This is a genomic window from Falsihalocynthiibacter sp. BN13B15, from assembly GCF_041205415.1.
GTDB classification, from domain to species: Bacteria; Pseudomonadota; Alphaproteobacteria; order Rhodobacterales; family Rhodobacteraceae; genus Falsihalocynthiibacter; species Falsihalocynthiibacter arcticus.
Window position 1 is genome coordinate 473,756 of the sequence record NZ_JBGFCE010000001.1, and the last position, 14,827, is coordinate 488,582.

13 protein-coding genes are annotated in these 14,827 nt (G+C 54.5%); 6 read left to right on the forward strand and 7 right to left on the reverse strand.

Annotation, left to right across the window (positions count from 1 at the left end):
- Positions 1 to 13 precede the first annotated feature (13 nt).
- The 5 genes from AB9F26_RS02325 to AB9F26_RS02345 form a co-directional block, all read right to left on the reverse strand.
- Entirely contained in the window at positions 14 to 1,126 is a 1,113-nt protein-coding gene (locus AB9F26_RS02325; RefSeq protein WP_369767184.1) for an SPFH domain-containing protein, read from the reverse strand.
- Positions 1,126 to 2,088, reverse strand: a complete 963-nt coding sequence (locus AB9F26_RS02330; protein ID WP_369767185.1) for a DUF2927 domain-containing protein — start codon at positions 2,086 to 2,088, stop codon at positions 1,126 to 1,128. The genes AB9F26_RS02325 and AB9F26_RS02330 overlap by 1 nt, the downstream gene beginning before the upstream one ends.
- The gene (locus tag AB9F26_RS02335; protein WP_039002734.1) at positions 2,085 to 3,278 is read right to left on the reverse strand and encodes a toxic anion resistance protein; all 1,194 of its coding nucleotides are present in this window, start codon (positions 3,276 to 3,278) and stop codon (positions 2,085 to 2,087) included. The genes AB9F26_RS02330 and AB9F26_RS02335 overlap by 4 nt, the downstream gene beginning before the upstream one ends.
- Positions 3,279 to 3,290: 12 nt before the next feature.
- Positions 3,291 to 4,163 carry a 5-bromo-4-chloroindolyl phosphate hydrolysis family protein gene (locus tag AB9F26_RS02340; RefSeq protein ID WP_369754984.1) on the reverse strand — a complete coding sequence of 291 codons (873 nt, stop codon included), beginning with the start codon at positions 4,161 to 4,163 and terminating at the stop codon, positions 3,291 to 3,293.
- A gap of 277 nt (positions 4,164 to 4,440) precedes the next feature.
- On the reverse strand, positions 4,441 to 5,403 hold the full coding sequence (locus AB9F26_RS02345; RefSeq protein ID WP_369754983.1) for a pseudouridine synthase: 963 nt from the start codon (positions 5,401 to 5,403) through the stop codon (positions 4,441 to 4,443).
- Between the two features lie 73 nt (positions 5,404 to 5,476).
- On the opposite strand from AB9F26_RS02345, the gene AB9F26_RS02350 reads away from it, so the two are divergent.
- Positions 5,477 to 5,929 (forward strand): nucleoside deaminase, encoded by a 453-nt coding sequence (locus tag AB9F26_RS02350; RefSeq protein ID WP_335584986.1) that lies wholly within the window; start codon positions 5,477 to 5,479, stop codon positions 5,927 to 5,929.
- Here AB9F26_RS02350 and rimO read toward each other — a convergent pair.
- On the reverse strand, positions 5,926 to 7,314 hold the full coding sequence (gene rimO / locus AB9F26_RS02355) for a 30S ribosomal protein S12 methylthiotransferase RimO (protein WP_335584985.1): 1,389 nt from the start codon (positions 7,312 to 7,314) through the stop codon (positions 5,926 to 5,928). The genes AB9F26_RS02350 and rimO overlap by 4 nt on opposite strands.
- Before the next feature lie 155 nt (positions 7,315 to 7,469).
- Between rimO and AB9F26_RS02360 the strand changes: the two genes are divergently transcribed.
- The gene (locus AB9F26_RS02360; protein ID WP_369767186.1) at positions 7,470 to 9,413 is read left to right on the forward strand and encodes an AsmA family protein; all 1,944 of its coding nucleotides are present in this window, start codon (positions 7,470 to 7,472) and stop codon (positions 9,411 to 9,413) included.
- Positions 9,414 to 9,471: 58 nt separating this feature from the next.
- Here the strand turns inward: AB9F26_RS02360 and AB9F26_RS02365 are convergent, their stop codons facing one another.
- Positions 9,472 to 10,038: a GcrA family cell cycle regulator gene (locus AB9F26_RS02365; protein ID WP_039002729.1), complete on the reverse strand. Its 567-nt coding sequence runs from the start codon at positions 10,036 to 10,038 to the stop codon at positions 9,472 to 9,474.
- A 217-nt stretch (positions 10,039 to 10,255) separates the two neighbouring features.
- Here AB9F26_RS02365 and AB9F26_RS02370 point away from each other — a divergent pair, with 217 nt between their 5' ends.
- The 4 genes from AB9F26_RS02370 to gndA all read left to right on the forward strand — a co-directional run bounded on the left by AB9F26_RS02370 (position 10,256) and on the right by gndA (position 14,820).
- Complete coding sequence (locus AB9F26_RS02370) at positions 10,256 to 10,999, forward strand: ABC transporter permease (protein ID WP_369757592.1); 744 nt, start codon at positions 10,256 to 10,258, stop codon at positions 10,997 to 10,999.
- A gap of 205 nt (positions 11,000 to 11,204) precedes the next feature.
- A complete protein-coding gene (locus AB9F26_RS02375; RefSeq protein WP_369767187.1) occupies positions 11,205 to 12,386 on the forward strand; it encodes an aspartate aminotransferase family protein in 1,182 nt (393 codons plus the stop codon).
- A 28-nt stretch (positions 12,387 to 12,414) separates the two neighbouring features.
- Entirely contained in the window at positions 12,415 to 13,341 is a 927-nt protein-coding gene (argF, locus tag AB9F26_RS02380) for an ornithine carbamoyltransferase (protein ID WP_369767188.1), read from the forward strand.
- A gap of 54 nt (positions 13,342 to 13,395) precedes the next feature.
- Positions 13,396 to 14,820, forward strand: a complete 1,425-nt coding sequence (gene gndA / locus AB9F26_RS02385; protein ID WP_369767189.1) for an NADP-dependent phosphogluconate dehydrogenase — start codon at positions 13,396 to 13,398, stop codon at positions 14,818 to 14,820.
- Positions 14,821 to 14,827: the final 7 nt, after the last annotated feature.

The window sequence follows — 14,827 nt, forward strand, 5'->3', positions numbered from 1 at the left end:
TCCGATTCTCTGACTATTCAGCACCAGGAGGGGGAGGGGGCATTATGGTGAACAAAGTGGCGAGCGCCCCAATTTCAGAAGCCTTTTTCCACCCGTCTTGCCCCGCAGTCCAAACAAATGTCTCGCGCGTGAGTTGCCCGTCCTGTGCCATGCGTCCCATTGTTGCCCGCGAAAACGGGCCGGATGTCTCGCCATTGTTTGCCGTATGCCACACGTGTTCAACCGGCGCGGGCGGGGGAGTCGCGGGCGCCGCTGCCTGCACAGTATGCGCGCCCCATGGTCCAGCAAATTGGCTCGCCATCGCCATGCCCATGCCCGCACCAAGTCCAGCGGCCATACCGCCGCCTGCGGGGTTTTGGGCCGCCGTGGTCATGGCTTCAGCGGCGGAAAATTGCGTGTATTTCCCCAAGTCGCCCGCGAGTCCAACAGAGGTGCGTTTGTCCAAAACCGCTTCGACGGCGGGCGGGAGGCTGATGTTCTCAATGTAAAGTTCGGGGATCGAGAGGCCGTATTCCGCCAGCGTTGCGCTGATTTGGGCTGCAACAAGCTTACTCAGGTCGCCAGTGTTTGCGGCCATATCGAGGACAGGAATGCCAGAGCCCGCGATGGAGCGACTAAATTCCTGAACAATGATATTGCGAATTTGGAAGCTAATTTCATCCATCGTAAATTCGCCGTCCGTCCCAACGATTTCACGCAGGAATACCCCAGGGTCCGTCACGCGAATTGAATAGGTTCCAAAGGCACGCAGGCGAATAGGGCCAAATTCGGGGTCCCGACACATAATCGGGTTTTTGGTGCCCCATTTAAGGTCGTTAAAGCGCGTTGTATTTACGAAATAGATTTCGGATTTGAACGGGCTTTTAAACCCATGATCCCAGTGTTGAAGCGTTGTCATCACGGGCATGTTGTTGGTTTCCAACATATAAAGCCCGGGGGTGAACACATCCGCCATTTGGCCTTCGTGGATGAAAACCGCCGATTGACCTTCACGCACCGTCAGCTTTGCCCCGTATTTTATCTCGTGACCTTCCCGTTCAAAACGCCAAACCATTGTGTCACGCGTGTCATCCGTCCATTGAATGACGTCAATAAACTCACCCGTTAAAAAATCAAAAATTCCCATTATATTCTTCCAATCTTTTCAGGTGTTTCGGGGGCCATCAGCTCGCGGGCAATTTGATCGACAATCGGGCGGGCTGTTTGCGCATCCATTCCGGGGGTAAGGCGCGGATCATAGAGAATGCGCAAAAGGTATTCATCATGCGTGGTTAAAAGTCCAAATTCTTCGTCGTCGTTGAAAATGGAGGGGCGCGCAGCGTCACTGTCATTTGAAAGGCCGAGGCTTTGTGCGATTTCCTCGTGAATACAGGATTTGCGCAGGAGGTCAGGATGTTCGTCCCGAATGATCACAAGCGCGCGCCCGATGTATTTGGAGGCATGCCCCTCACTGTAGGATTGCGCGATACACAGGTCATTTTTCGTAATTTGGGTAAGGGCTTGTATATCGACGTTCGAAATTTCTGGGATGATTTCCCGCAACAATGGGCCCGCCGCGAGGCGTTCATCTTCGTTTAAGATCAATACAAATAAGTTGGCCGATTGCCGTGATCCCATTTGAATCGGATGGCCGGTTACGCGCTCCAAACGGCTTGCAAAACGCTTAACTTCCGCTTGATCCGCGCGTTGTTGGGACTCTGTTAGGGTTTCACCAAGGATAACGTTTATGACCACGGGATTTTGCCAACGACGCATCGGGAAAGCGACTTCCTGTGCCACGAGCCGTCCGTTGACCATGGAAAACTCCGCAAAAAAAGCGATTTTCATGAAGTTTTCGGCCAGATCGTTGGCAGTAAACGCCACATCCACACCGCCGCCATCTGTCCGCAAAAGCCCTTTCACAAGAAAGTCATCTTGCAGCCGGCTAAAGCTATTCAGGTAGAATTGACTTAACTCTGACCGCCCTTTGGGTGGCGCGACCGGTTTAGGCTCCGGTGGCTTGCTTGACACCACGTCTGCCTCGCACCCCAAAAGGAGCGAGAGGCCGATGACGAACATTGCCAGTTTTATCGGAGCTTTAAGCCTCATTCGCTTCCGACAGCCGCCCCAATTTGATGCCCCGTACCGTCGTCACGTGATTTCGCGGCTGCCAAAGTTTCCTTGAGGTCTTTTTCCATTTTGATAAGTTCAACTTCGGCCTCCGCACGGCGCCGTTTCCCTTCGTCCGCAAGCGCGAGGCTATCGTTAATCGTACCAATAAGCTCTTGGTTGGCGATCTTAACTGCTTCAATATCAAACACACCGCGCTCCATTTCCTTGCGGACGACCGTGTTCGCTTGACGCAAATTGGTTGCATTGGAGGTGAGTAATTCATTGGTTAAATCATTGGCGTCACGCACTGCATGCGCGGCTTCGCTGCTGCGTTGAATCGTAACGGCTTGCGCCAGTTGCGTTTCCCAAAGGGGAACTGTGTTCACCAATGTCGAGTTGATTTTCGTGACCAAAGATTTGTCGTTTTCTTGCACAAGCCGAATGGACGGAAGGCTTTGCATCGTAACTTGACGCGTGAGCTTGAGGTCATGCACGCGGCGCTCAAGGTCGTCACGCGCAGATCGTAAATCGCGCAGTTCTTGCGCAACCATAACGGCGTGTTCGGGGTCCGCGGCGGTTACTTCACCCTCTTTCTTGGGAATATCGGTACCGTCCAAAACTTCCAGTTTTTCCGCTCCAGCAGTGATATACAACCCAAGCTCATCATAGAAATTTAACGTTTTTCCATAAAGCTGATCCAGAGATTTGATGTCTTTGAGGAGCGTGTGTTCATGTGCCAATAGGTCGTCGGTGATTTTATCGATCTGGCCCTGTACGTCTTCAAACTGTGCAAGGAATTGGGCAAAAGGTGCGGCTTGGCCCGTGATTCTTTCCCACCAGCTTCGCTTGCGGCGGACATCCAGTTCGGAAACGCTAAAGCCACGAATTGCCGAGACGATTCCACTCAAACTGTCGCCTGCAGGACCCACGTCCTTATTTTTAACATCCGCCAACATGGCTTGGCTGATGACCTGAAGTTCGGCTTGGGCTGAGGACCCGAAATTCACGATCGATCCCGTATCACTCATATCCAACTCGTCCATGCGGCGTTGGATTTCAGCGGCAATGGGGGCGGGGGCGGCCTTGAGCGGCACCAGATCGGTCTTGGGCTCTGGCAATTCAATGGCCACAACTTCATCAACCAATGGCTTGGCTTTTTCGGCTTCTTTGCGAATAGTTTCGGTCATAAAATTTCCTCGTTACAAATTTTCGCGAGCAAGGCGCTCACGAAGAACCTCAATTTCAATATCTAGGTCGACGGTATTGTCCTCGAGCAGTTTTGAAATGCGTGCAGCAAAATTGTCGCCTAAATATTCTAGCAACCCCTCATAGTCCTCGCGGGCTGTTTGGTTTTGATTGCGGTTGTAGATGTCGGCAAATTTGATGGTCGCGTCGCGTGCAGCCTTTAGATAAACGCCCATGAATTTTCGCGCCGACGTTAAATCACGCGGGTCTTCTTCCACGGTTCTAAACAATTGGCGGGCAACGTCCGCAAAGTCTTGGACTTGAGCGATCAATCGGCGGTCCTCTGTACGCTTGATGGCGGCATCCATGCTCGTCAAATAGCTTTCACCTTCTTGGACAACACGTGCAACGCGGTCTTGCTGAAACAGGTCGACCCCATCCGCGCCTTTGTCCTTCATTGGGTCTAATCCAAAAGACGATAAATGCAGAATAGAGCCAAGGACCCCAAATATTATCACAGCCGACAAGGCGCTTGCGCTTGCGAATCCGGCGACGGACAGGCCTACGCCCATTAAGATTGCCGCAAATAACTTTCGGGGAAAGGCGGGGCGGCGGGCAACACTTCTCGCTTCATAGGCTACTTGCGCAGCGACACCCTCGCGGGTCAACCAAGCGGCCCCAAGAAGTAGCGCGACAGCGAGAAGGGACGCCGCCATTTCTGCTGGCGACCGGAAAAACGCCAGTATGGCAAGGGGAATAGGCGCGGCAAACAAAAGGTTAATCCGTGCTCGTGCGGGTGCGGGCTTCTTACCACGGAACGGATTGGGCGCATCCGTCTGGGAAGACGAACCTTGGGGGCTAAATTGCCCACCATACCGCTGCGCCATTATACCACCCCCGAAAAAGTCACGTAGAGGACGAGTGCGATAAGCATGACAAATGAGAGCTTTTTAAGTCCGGTCTCTGCCATAGGGTCCCTCGATGAGATGTGTGGAAACATTTATTTTTTATAAAGCACTTTAGGGCTTCATGATAGCAAAAGGCCCCAAAGTTGAAAGTGTATTTTCAATATAAGTGTGATCTCCGGCGAGCCTTCGCCAGAGAATTGAGGTCGTTAAAGGGAATGGCTCCACAAAAAATGGGTGGATACAGGCCCTTTAGGGCTTACCTGCCACGCGGTTTTCCGTGCGGTTTACCACTCGGACGGGAAGGCGCGGATTTTCCACCGCTTCGATCGGGGAAGGACCGTTTCTCCGCAGGTTTACCCGTGCGTTTGCCGCCGCCCCGTGGACCTTTGCTGGCAGGAGCATCAAGCTCGGTTCCGTGACGCGGCATTTTCCCGACGGGTTTGCGCTGGCGCACGATACGAGGTTTTTCATCTTCATCGGCCAAAGGCTCTTGGCCAAGTTGATCGCGAAGAACGCGTGTTTTTACTTCTTCGATATCGCCTGGCTTAAGTTCGCCCAGTCGAAACGGCCCATAAGACACGCGCAACAATCGGTTTACTGTCAGGTCAACTGCGGCCATCGCACGGCGAATTTCACGGTTTTTACCTTCGCGAATCGATACAGTAAGCCACGCATTGGCCCCTTGTTGGCGGTCAAAACTAACGTTCATCGGCTGAAATTTTTCGCCATCAACAACGATTCCGGCGCGCAGGGGGGCCAAAGACTCTTCCGTTGGGCGTCCGTTTACCCGCACACGATAGCGGCGCAGCCAGCCCGTTGAAGGGAGCTCGAGCTTACGTTTGATCCCGCCGTCGTTGGTCAGAAGGAGCAATCCTTCAGAGTTGATATCGAGGCGACCAACACTCAAAACGCGGCCAAGTTCGACTGGCAACGTATCAAAAACTGTTTCACGGTCTTTTTCATCGCTATTGGATGTCACAAGGCCCAGCGGCTTGTAATAGAGCCAGAGGCGGGCGTGTTCAGGTTCGGAAATTGGCTGATCATCAACGCAAATTTTGTCCGCCCCCGTTACGTTCAACGCGGGGCTTTCAATAATCTTGCCGTTCACCGAGACACGGCCTGCTTCAATCATGCGCTCCACTTCGCGGCGCGATGCGACGCCTGCGCGAGCCATAATCTTGGCGATGCGTTCGCCGGTTTTTTCACTAGAATTTTCCATGACCCGCTTTACCTCACCATTTGGGAAATAGAAAGCCGCTTGGCACGTGGCGACGAAACAGGCACAAAGCAGCATGCAACCGTTTCAAAGCTATATGAATCTGGCCCTTTTGGAAGCCAAATCGGCCGCCATTCGTGGCGAGGTACCGGTCGGCGCCGCGTTGGTTGGCCCCGACGGGAAGGTTTTGGCCGTCGCAGGGAATCAGACGCGTGCGGATTGTGATCCCACCGCGCATGCGGAAATCCTCGTTCTGCGCGAAGCGTGTCGCTTGTTAAAGTCTGAGCGGCTGTCTGCTTGCGACCTCTATGTCACCCTTGAGCCCTGTCCAATGTGCGCGGCGGCGATTTCAGCGGCACGGATTCGGCGCTTATATTACGGCGCGAGTGACCCCAAATCCGGTGGGGTCGAGCGCGGGCCACGTATATTCGCGCATTCCCAAGCGCACCACGTACCCGAAGTATATGATGGAATTGGCGCGCGTGATTCCGAAGAGTTACTCAAGAGTTTCTTCCAAGAAAGGCGCTAGTTTTTAACCAGCGTCCCCCACAGATCATATTCGCTGGCTTCGTCGACCATGACTTTGACAATGTCGCCCGGCTTCAGATTTTCAAACCCTTCGTCGATGAACAGGTTGCCGTCAATTTCCGGAGCATCGGCCTTTGTGCGACATGTCGCGGCTTCATCGTCGACTTCGTCCACGATGACTTCTTGCACAAATCCAACTTTTTTCTCCAGCTTTGCGGCTGAAATGGCCTGTGATCTTTCCATAAACCGATGCCAGCGTTCTTCTTTCACTTCTGGCGACACGTGATCGGGCAGGGCATTACTGCGCGCACCCGCAACGTCTTCGTATTTAAAGCATCCAACGCGGTCGAGTTGGGCCTCATCCAGCCACTCTAACAAATGCTCAAATTCCGCTTCCGTTTCGCCGGGGAAACCAACAATAAACGTGCTGCGCAAAGTCATGTCAGGACAAATTTCGCGCCACGCATTGATCTCGTCCAAGGTTTTTGCTCCCGCTGCCGGACGCGCCATGCGGCGCAGGACATCGGGGTGCGAATGTTGGAACGGAATGTCGAGATAGGGCAGAATAAGCCCATCCGCCATCAGTGGAATAAGATCGCGCACATGGGGATACGGGTACACATAGTGGAGGCGAATCCACGCATCCATATCGCCAAGTTCCCGCGCCAAATCGGTGATGTGGCTACGTACTTCGCGGTCTTTCCACGGATTTAAATCGTATTTTCTGTCCAGACCATATGCACTGGTATCTTGCGAAATCACCAAAAGTTCGCGAACACCCGCTTCCACCAGCTTTTCAGCCTCGCGAAGAATCGCATGGGCTGGGCGGCTCATCAACTTGCCGCGCATGTCAGGGATAATGCAGAATTTGCACTTGTGATTGCACCCTTCAGAAATTTTGAGATAGCTGAAATGACGCGGCGTCAGTGAAACCCCACGGGCGGGTAAAAGATCGATGAACGGATTTGGATTCGGCGGAACAGCGCTGTGCACCGCGTCCAAAACCTGCTCATATTGATGCGGGCCTGTCACAGCCAAAACGCTGGGATGCGCCCCCGTGATATACTCGGGGTTCGCGCCCAAGCATCCGGTAACAATTACTTTTCCGTTTTCTTTAAGGGCTTCACCGATGGCCTCAAGGCTCTCGGCTTTCGCGCTATCAAGGAAGCCGCAGGTGTTCACAATCACGGCTTCCGCACCCGCATAATCTGGCGAAATCGCGTATCCTTCGGCGCGTAAACGCGTCAGAATCCGCTCACTATCGACAAGGGCCTTGGGGCAACCAAGGCTGACCATCCCAATTTTGGGCTGATCGGCGCGGATAGGATCGGTGATGATCGCGCGGGGCGCGAGATCGGGGCGGAGTTCTGGAGGATTCTGGCTCATCCCTGCGCTATACACCCGAGTTCGCGACGGAGCAATATCGCGTTGTTGTGTTGCGCAGTGGAGGATGCGCCCATTGTTTCATGCATCCATCCCCCCTAGATTAAAGGGAATAGAAAAAAGTGAGGTGAACGATGCGGTGGATTTTTAGAGCCTTCATGATTGTTGCGACTTTGGCTGTGCTGGGTGTCTTCGCGATTGCCCTCATTCCCGGCAAGAAACTCGCTGAAATCGCCGCCGGGCAGATTGCGGAATTTACGGGCCGCGAAGTGACCCTCTCGGGCGACGTGACGACCAAAATATTCCCCCGCCTTTCGGTAACGACGGGCCCCATCGCGGTTGCGAACGCGCCTTGGGCCGAAGACGCGCCGTTGCTCACGGCCGAGGGCCTGACGATTGGGGTGGAGTTATTGCCCCTGCTGCAGGGAAATTTTGAGTTTAGAGACATTAAAATCCTGCAACCCAACATTCGGTTGTCGGTGGCAAAAGATGGTCGAAAAAACTGGGACTTTTCTGGAAAACCCACGGCGGCGGCAACGGCCCAAGTGGCGAAAGCGCCCTCAAGCGGACCGCGGCGCGTTACTGTTGAATACGCAGGCATTAAAGACGGAGAGATTCATTTTTATGACGATGCCTCAGGGCTGCGGGAATCTCTCAGTGACGTAAACTTTGAAGCGCGTTTCCCCGAATCTGACGGGGAAATCCGGGTGTCTTTGAGCGGACAATACAAAGGGGCCAGTCTGGACGTTCAGGCGGGTTTGGATCGTCCGATGGGCTTTTTGCTGGGCGATATTGCCACTTTGGACACAACCGCGTCGTTAGGGGGCGCCAAAATTTCCTATACGGGCAAGCTCGGTTTGTCCGGACTGGTTATGGACGGAGATTTGGTGGCCTCAATTGCCGCAGGATCGCCCCTTTTGAACGCGATAAATGCGGGGAACAACGCGGGTCCCAAAGCCCTAAGCATGAAGGGGAAACTTGTTCGCACTCCGGATGGGGCAACATATGTGCGGGGTGGCGAGTATAAGATCGGAACCCAAGTTCTGCGTGGGGATATTGATTTTAAAGCTGGCAAAGATCGGCCCGTCATTAAAGGGATATTTACCGCCCAAGACTTGAGCCTCCCTGAGCTTCAAGGGGCGAGCACACAAAGCCAGACAAGTCTGACCGCAAACTCCGGCGGATGGTCGACGGCTCCAATTGATGTCTCAGGCCTCTCTGCAGTAGACGCGGAAATTTCATTGACGGCGACGTCTCTTGATCTTGGTGTCGTTGAATTTGGACCTAGCCAAGTCCTGATGAAGTTGAACGCAGGCAGGGCGGTTTTTGATCTCAAAAAGGTCAAAGCTTATGGCGGTGATCTCGCGGGTGAATTCGTGGTGAATGGGCGTGGTGGCCTTTCGGTTGGCGGCGATTTAACCATGAAGGGCGTTCAGACGGACCAACTTCTTGGGGCGCTCGTTGACTTTGACCGTTTGGTAAGCCCGGCAGACGTTCGGGTGAAATTCCTTGGGGTCGGCAATAATTTGGATGCGATTGTAAAGAGCCTCTCGGGGCAGGGCGCGATCAATGTCCAGAAAGGCGTCCTGAAGGGGGTCGATGTTGAGCAAATGATCCGCACCTTGGATCTTGGGTATCGAGGCACGGGGCAGCGCACCGTTTTCGAAAGTATTGATGCGACATTTAATATCACCGATGGGATTATGTCGGGGACCGACCTCGCATTTAGGGCCAATGGGCTTATTGCGGAAGGGCGTGGAAAAACCAATCTGAGCCAGAAATTATTGGTCTATCGCCTAACGCCGACCGCGCTTGTTTCCCCTGACGGGACTGGTGGGGTTCGCGTGCCGTTGCTTATACGTGGTCCATGGGCCGACCTTCGTTTTTCGCTCGATCTTGAGGCGATCGTTAATCAGGAGTTGAGTGCGGAGAAAGCGGTTCTAGAGAAAAAGCTGAAAGACGCTGAGAAAGCTGCAAAAGCCAATGCGATTAAAAAACTTGGCGTGAAGCAGAAAAAAGATGAGAGCCTAGAAGATGCGGCGCGGCGCACTCTTGAAGAAACCGCGACCAAAGAATTGCTGAAACTCCTAGGGCAAAACTAATCACGCAAATAAAAAAGGCGCCACAAACGGGCGCCTTTTAAAATACTGTTCCGACTGTCTAGCGGCGACGCTCGCGGCGGCTGCTCATCGGCTGGAAGGCCACGCCCACATGCGCTTCGCAATAGGGTTTGCCGGCCTTGGTGTCCAAACCACAGAACCAAAACTCTTCGGTCGCAGGGTCGCCAATTGGCCATTTGCAGGTCCGCTCGGTTAGTTGCATGAGGGTCAGCTTCTTCGCTGTTTTCTCAACTTCGCGCACAGAGGCCATGGCTTCTGGGCTGATCTCATTTGCCGAGGGTTGCGGCGGCAAGGGTTGGCCCGCAGGAATGATGGCCTTGCGAATTGGGATCGGGCGCGTCGGCTCGGGGCTCACCGGCTTGGCCTCAACTTTAGGCTCAACGCGCGGTTCGGCGGCTTTTGTCCGTGCCGCAGGTTTCGCGGGGGCGGCTTTCTTCTCGGGTGTGGTTTTCGCTGTGGTCGTGCGATTAGACAGACCCAAACGGTGCACTTTGCCGATAACGGCATTGCGCGTCACGCCACCAAGTTCTTTAGCAATCTGACTCGCAGATTGTCCTTCGCCCCACATCTTTTTGAGGGTCTCTACGCGCTCATCTGTCCAGGACATATCTGTTCCTTAAGTAGGGCTACGCGCGCACCAAGAATGGCCCGCACCTGCAGCCTGAAAGAATTCTATTCTCCCTCTATTTTAAACACCCTGACACGGGATACAAGGCACAGAGTCGGAATCCACGTGAATCGCTACGATAAGTTGAAGGAAAATGGCAGTGCATAACGAAAATACCCTTGGAGAACGCCGTTTCGGTCGCATCAATTGGCTGGGGATGGCAACACTTGCCCGCCGCGAAACCCGCCGGTTTGTCGTCGTCTGGACACAAACGCTTCTCGCCCCCCTCGTAACGGCCGCCCTTTTCTTGGCCATTTTCAGCGTCGCAATCGGCCCAACGCGCGGCGATATCGCAGGGGTGCCGTTCCTGCATTTCCTCGCGCCCGGTATCCTGATGATGACCGTCATCCAGAATGCTTTCGCCAATACCTCCTCGTCAATTGTAGTCTCAAAAGTGCAGGGGAATATCGTCGACACCCTCATGCCGCCACTGTCTGCCCTCGAACTTCTCCTTGGTTATATGGCGGGATCAGTGGTGCGCGGAATGATGGTTGCCGTCGCGATTGGACTTGGCATGCTCTTTTTCCTCGGAATTGAAATTCAGCATCCGATTTGGGCTCTTGTCTTTGTTTTCCTTGGCAGTTCCATGATGGGCGCCGTGGGAATTGTGGCCGGAATCTATTCCAATAAATTCGATCAAATGGCTGCGATCACCAATTTTATCGTCACCCCCCTCGCGTTTCTTTCGGGGACATTTTACACCATCGACACCCTGCCGCCGCTCATTCAAACCATCACCCGCGCCAATCCGGTCTATTACCTAATTGATGGTGCGCGTTATGGCGTGATCGGCCATACCCAAACGCCGTGGCTTGGTCTTGTTGTGTGTACGGCGGCGACATTGGCAGTGATGGCTCTGTGTTGGGTTTGGTTCGCCAAAGGCTACCGCCTTAAAGCTTAACGGAAATTTATTCTTCCCAAGGGGCAGAGATGTCGATATACGCGTCGGCATGATCATAAGCACAAATATCTCGAACCGACGCCGACGCTAGGCAAGCTGCGGCCTATTCGCTATTGATCCTGCGCAAAATCGCGCACCCCTCTCCAAAATCTTGACATGCCTGTGCCCATGCGGCACCAAAGTCTCTTTTACAAGGACCAACCCGATGATTTCATCCGTTCTTCCGACCTACAATCGCGCTCCCCTTACCTTCGTTAAAGGCGAAGGCGCTTGGTTGATTGAAGCTGACGGACGCCGATTCTTGGACCTTGGGGCAGGGATCGCTGTCGCCGCTTTGGGCCATGCAAACCCCACACTTGTTGCGGCCTTGACCGAGCAGGCGCAAAACCTGTGGCACACCTCCAACCTCTATGAAATCCCCCAACAAACCGCGCTGGCGAATGCTTTGGTCGAAGCCAGCTTCGCCGACACCGTGTTTTTCACCAATTCGGGTACCGAAGCCTGTGAACTCGCCGTGAAAATGGCGCGGAAATATTGGTTTGATAAAAGCGAACCTGAACGTGTCGAAATCCTAACGTTCGACGGCTCGTTCCACGGGCGTTCCGCGGCAGGTATTGCTGCGGCGGGATCGGAAAAAATGACCAAGGGCTTTGGCCCCCTTGTGGCTGGATTCGTCCATCTACCTTTCGGCGATACTGAGGCCGTCAAAGAGGCACTGTCCGACAAAACGGCAGCAATCCTGATTGAACCCATCCAAGGCGAAGGCGGCATTCGCGTGCTTCCCGACGCCGACCTCAAGGCCCTGCGCGCGATCTGTGACGAGGCAGGAATTCTGCTTATTCTTGATGAAGTTCAATGCGGTATGGGCCGCACAGGTCGCCTTTTCGCGCATGAATGGGCGGGGATTACCCCCGACATTATGATGGTTGCCAAAGGTATCGGCGGCGGCTTCCCGATTGGTGCGGTTCTCGCTACCGAAAATGCCGCCTCCGGCATGACCGCTGGTACGCACGGATCGACTTACGGCGGCAATCCTTTGGCCTGCGCCGTCGGAAATGCCGTGATGCGCGAAATCAACACACCCGAATTCCTCGCCGAGGTTAACCGCAAAGCGAACCTCTTACGGCAGGGCCTTGAGGGGCTTGTTGCCTCCCATCCTGACGTGTTCACCGAGGTACGCGGAATGGGCCTCATGCTCGGCCTCAAATGTGTACCCGCCCCTGGTGACGTTGTTGCTGCTGGTTACCAAAACGAGGTTATCACCGTGCCCGCTGCCGATAATGTCATCCGCCTGCTCCCCCCGCTAAACCTCACCGACGAAGATATCGCCCAAGCGTTCGCGCGCCTGGATGCCACAGCAAAAACGATCGAAAACGCCTTGCTCTAAGCAACCTCGGCTCGCTAAGGAATTACAAATGAACCATTTTCTCGATATCCACAAAACTGATCCCGCCGATTTGCGGGGGATGATTGAACAAGCGCACACAATGAAAAAAGCGCGCGCTGGCCTGCCAAAGGGCACCCTTGACGCTGAACAACCCCTCGCGGGCCAAATGGTCGCGCTGATCTTTGAAAAACCCTCAACCCGCACGCGCGTTTCTTTTGACGTGGGTGTGCGCCAAATGGGCGGCCAAACGCTGGTTCTGTCTGGCAGTGATATGCAGCTCGGCCACGGCGAAAGCATCGCCGATACCGCCCGCGTTCTCTCGCGCTACGTCGATCTGATCATGATCCGCACGTTTGAGGAATCCACCCTTTTGGAGCTTGCCGAAAACGCCTCTGTACCGGTGATCAACGGCCTGACAAATCGCACACACCCTTGCCAAATCATGGCCGACATCCAAACCTTTGAGGAGCACAACGGCCCGATCAAAGGCAAGAAAGTCGTTTGGATGGGCGATGGCAACAACGTCGCCGCCTCCTTCATCCATGCCGCGGGCCAGTTTGGATTCGATCTTACATTCTCGGGCCCCGAACAACTTGATCCCGAAGCGGAATTCATCGCCGCGGCGCGGGCAAAAGGCGTGAAAATCGAGATCGAACGCGATGCTGAAAAAGCCGTCGAAGGAGCCGACCTCGTGGTCGCCGATACATGGGTTTCCATGCACGATCCCCAGTCCGCGCGCCAACGTCGCCACAACCTGCTTTACCCCTATCAGGTGAATACGGCCTTGATGGAAAACGCAAAAAGTGACGCTTTGTTTATGCACTGCCTTCCGGCTCACCGCGAAGAAGAGGTGACAAACGAGGTCATGGACGGCCCGCAATCGGTGATTTTTGATGAGGCCGAAAACCGTCTTCATGCACAAAAAGCCGTGATGCGCTGGTGTCTTGGCGTTTAAAGTCCTATTTGTGGTCGTTAACGCAAACACGACCACAGATTTAAGGGACATCACATGTCGGATAATGGGGATATGGCCGCTATTGGCTTGATTGGACTTGGCACAATGGGCAGCGCGCTTGCGCTCAACATCGCGGACAATGGCTATAAAATCGCGGTGACGAACCGCACAGTTTCCCGCGTCGCGGAATTTACGCGCGACGCCGGAGATTTGGCTAAAAACCTTGTTGGATGCGATGATATCGCAAGCTTCGTCGCATCCCTCAAAACGCCCCGCGCGATCATTTTGATGGTGCCCGCAGGACAAGCTTTTGACGATCAAATTAAGGCCCTGAAGCCCTATCTCGACCAAGGCGACACCATCATTGACGCTGGCAACACCAACTTCCACGACACCCGTCGCCGCGACGCAGCCCTTGCCGCCGAAGGGCTCCGCTTCATTGGCATGGGCGTTTCTGGTGGTGAAGAGGGCGCGCGTTTCGGCCCGTCCATCATGGTCGGCGGCCCCGTCGAAAGCTTCACCCCGATTGAGCCGATCATCATGGCAATCGCCGCGAAATATCAAGGCGACCCCTGTGCCGCGCATCTTGGCCCCGATGGCGCGGGTCACTTTGTAAAAACAGTTCACAACGGTATCGAATATGCCGACATGCAATTGATCGCCGAAGTTTGGGGTATTTTGCGCGACGGACAGGGGAAATCCGCAGCCGAAGCAGGGGCCTTGTTCGACCGCTGGAACGAGGGTGATCTCAAGAGCTACCTCGTTGAAATCACAGGTAAAGCACTTGGTTCCGTCGACGCTGAAACCGGCAAAGCGATGGTCGACATTATCCTCGACCGTGCTGGGCAAAAGGGCACGGGCCGTTGGACGGTGATCGAAGCCCTTGGCCTTGGACAGTCCGCCTCCACGATTGAGGCCGCCGTCGGCGCACGCAGTTGGTCTGCGGTCAAAGACGTGCGTGAAGCGGGAGCTGAAATCCTGAAAGTTACCCCTGAAGGCGGCGCATCTGTGAGCGAAGAAGATCTCGCCGAGGCACTCCTTGCCGCGCGAATTTTGGCCTATGCACAGGGCTTTGACATCCTAACGGCTGCATCCGAAACCTATAAATGGGACTTGGATATGGCGCGGGTCGCCGAAATTTGGCGCGCAGGTTGTATCATTCGTTCAGCCCTGCTTGACGACATCTCGGCCGCCTTCCGTGGTGACATGCCCAAAGGGCGCTTGATCCTTGCGCCTGCCTTTGCCAAACGCCTGATCGCAGGTTCCGCGGCATTGCGCCGTGTGGTTGCCTCCGCTGCGATGAATGGCCAACCGACCCCTGCGTTCTCCGCCGCTTTGGCCTATTTCGACACGATGCGCCAAGCGCGCGGCACGACGGATTTGGTGCAAGCGCAACGAGATTTCTTTGGGGCGCATGGGTTTGAACGGGTTGATCAACCGGGTGCTCATCACGGACCATGGGCGATGAACCCTAAGTAAATAAGGG

Coding starts and splice junctions, on each gene's coding strand:
- gndA (WP_369767189.1), top strand. CDS start 13,396: ATGTCGGATAATGGGGATATGGCCGCTATTGGCTTGATTGGACTTGGC.
- AB9F26_RS02370 (WP_369757592.1), top strand. CDS start 10,256: ATGGCAACACTTGCCCGCCGCGAAACCCGCCGGTTTGTCGTCGTCTGG.
- AB9F26_RS02345 (WP_369754983.1), bottom strand. CDS start 5,403: ATGGAAAATTCTAGTGAAAAAACCGGCGAACGCATCGCCAAGATTATG.
- AB9F26_RS02330 (WP_369767185.1), bottom strand. CDS start 2,088: ATGAGGCTTAAAGCTCCGATAAAACTGGCAATGTTCGTCATCGGCCTC.
- AB9F26_RS02340 (WP_369754984.1), bottom strand. CDS start 4,163: ATGGCGCAGCGGTATGGTGGGCAATTTAGCCCCCAAGGTTCGTCTTCC.
- rimO (WP_335584985.1), bottom strand. CDS start 7,314: ATGAGCCAGAATCCTCCAGAACTCCGCCCCGATCTCGCGCCCCGCGCG.
- AB9F26_RS02375 (WP_369767187.1), top strand. CDS start 11,205: ATGATTTCATCCGTTCTTCCGACCTACAATCGCGCTCCCCTTACCTTC.
- AB9F26_RS02365 (WP_039002729.1), bottom strand. CDS start 10,038: ATGTCCTGGACAGATGAGCGCGTAGAGACCCTCAAAAAGATGTGGGGC.
- AB9F26_RS02335 (WP_039002734.1), bottom strand. CDS start 3,278: ATGACCGAAACTATTCGCAAAGAAGCCGAAAAAGCCAAGCCATTGGTT.
- AB9F26_RS02325 (WP_369767184.1), bottom strand. CDS start 1,126: ATGGGAATTTTTGATTTTTTAACGGGTGAGTTTATTGACGTCATTCAA.
- AB9F26_RS02350 (WP_335584986.1), top strand. CDS start 5,477: ATGCAACCGTTTCAAAGCTATATGAATCTGGCCCTTTTGGAAGCCAAA.
- argF (WP_369767188.1), top strand. CDS start 12,415: ATGAACCATTTTCTCGATATCCACAAAACTGATCCCGCCGATTTGCGG.
- AB9F26_RS02360 (WP_369767186.1), top strand. CDS start 7,470: ATGATTGTTGCGACTTTGGCTGTGCTGGGTGTCTTCGCGATTGCCCTC.